The following is a 1806-nucleotide window of genomic DNA, read 5'->3' on the forward strand; positions in this document are numbered from 1 at the left end:
CGATCCGGTTCGCCACGTCGGCGGGCATCGGCTCGATCTCGGCGGAGGTGAGTCCGGCGAGATCGAGCGCCGTCGCGTCCAGCGCGTCGAGGACGGCTCTGGCCTCGGGATCGGCGCGCACGCGCGGCCACAGCTCGGCCGCCTCCGCCTCGTCGAGGACCCCGGCGTGCAGGTCGGCGAGCACGTCGACAGACCACGGGGGGCCGACGAGCCCGCCACGCCCCCTGCTCTCGTCCGTCATCGTCCCTCCCCGTGTTTGCTTTCGTGAGTTGGGACGTCACCCTCGCTGTCGGGGTTCCGCAGATGGCCGAGAAGTTTCGCGAGCTTGGCCCGCCCGCGTGCGCAGCGGCTCTTCACCGTGCCCTCCGCGATCGACAGCAGCCGTGCCGTCTCGGACACCGAGTACCCTTCCACATCGACCAGCACGATCGGCATCCGCTGGTCTTCGGGGAGCTGGTCGAGGGCCTCGCGGACGAGCAGGCGCGTTTCCCGTTCGGCCATGGAGTCGTTCGGCACGGCCGGTTCGTACTGGCTGGTCTCGGGAAGCGGCACCGTGGGCCGGGCCTGGCGCCTGCGTACCCGATCGAGGCACGCGTTGACCACGATCCGATGAAGCCACGTGGTGACCTGCGACTCCGCGCGGAAGTTCGCCGCGGCGCGGAAGGCGGAGACGAACGCGTCCTGGAGGGCGTCGGCGGCCTCTTCCGGGTCGCGGACGGTGCGTAGGGCGACCGCCCACATTCTGTCCCGATGCCGTCTGACCAGTTCGTCGAAGGCGTGCGGATCTCCCGCCGCGTGGGCGGCGACGAGATCGGCGTCCGTGGGCGCTGCTGCGGTCACCCGGCAGAGAGTACTAACCCCATTACGTGACGCGGGGCTCACCTCGCGTGCGAGAGCGACCGTCCGGTTCCCTCGTCCGGGCTATTCCAAAGGGAGGAACATCAGTTCCGATAGCTGCGATGTGTATTCGGGTTCCTCGCCGGACAGCGTTGTCACCCACACGATGACGTACCGGGTCGACACCGGCTCGGACAGCGCCAGCTCGGTGCGCTGCCCCTCCAACGGGCCCGAGGCGACGACCTCGGTATCGGACAGGTCGGGATCGGCCGAATCGGCGGCCCTGATCTCGACCTCGGTGCCGGGGCTGTCGGCGACGATGCGTACCGCGCCCAGGTCCACCGGCTCGGCGAACTCGGCGATCAGCCCGACGCCGGACTTGAAGGCGGGGAACTGCTGCCGGTATTCATCGGTCGCCCACGCCGTGGCCGGATCGCCGTCGACGGCGTAAGACGCCTCGTCGACCGCGTCGCCCTCGCCTTCGGGGTTGTAGACCTCGATGCCCGACACCTCGGCCGGGTCGCCGAGCGAGCGGCCGGACTGCTGGGAGCCGTCCCCGCCGTCCTGGCCATCGGACTGCTGGGTGGAGGTCTCGTCGGCGAGGTTGACCGGCGGGCCGGAAGGCGGGTCGTCCTGGAAGAAACTGATCGCCATCATGCCCGCCCACGCGATCACCGCGACCGCGGCGATCACCAGCACGGTCACCCCGAGCGCGAGCTTGCGCCGCCTGCCCGCGTCCTTGACCGGCTTCTTCGTGGTCCACACACCGCCGTCCGGGTCGACGTTCTCGACGGGACGGCGGGCCTGTTCCTCCGCGTCGGCGGCCTGGCCCAGTGCCCGCAGGACGGCCGAGCTGGTGCGGAGCCCGCCGTGGCCGCCGTCGGAGATGGTTCGCACCGCCAGGGACGACATCTCCGACGACAGCCCGGACACCAGGGTCCTCGGCGCGACCGGCTCGCCGTGCGGGTC

General features: G+C 70.9%; 1 protein-coding gene and 2 pseudogenes. All 3 read right to left on the reverse strand.

Going from position 1 to position 1806, the window contains the following annotated elements; all coding sequences use genetic code 11:
• Window positions 1–241 (reverse strand): annotated as a pseudogene (locus tag SACSA_RS20780) (hypothetical protein); the annotation flags it as partial.
• Complete coding sequence (gene sigM, locus SACSA_RS0100130) at window positions 238–840, reverse strand: RNA polymerase sigma factor SigM (RefSeq protein ID WP_019812505.1); 603 nt, start codon at window positions 838–840, stop codon at window positions 238–240. The pseudogene SACSA_RS20780 and the gene sigM, both read right to left, overlap by 4 nt.
• An 81-nt stretch (window positions 841–921) precedes the next feature.
• Window positions 922–1806: pseudogene (locus SACSA_RS0100135) on the reverse strand (hypothetical protein); the annotation flags it as partial.

This window comes from Saccharomonospora saliphila YIM 90502, assembly GCF_000383795.1.
Lineage (GTDB): Bacteria > Actinomycetota > Actinomycetes > Mycobacteriales > Pseudonocardiaceae > Saccharomonospora > Saccharomonospora saliphila.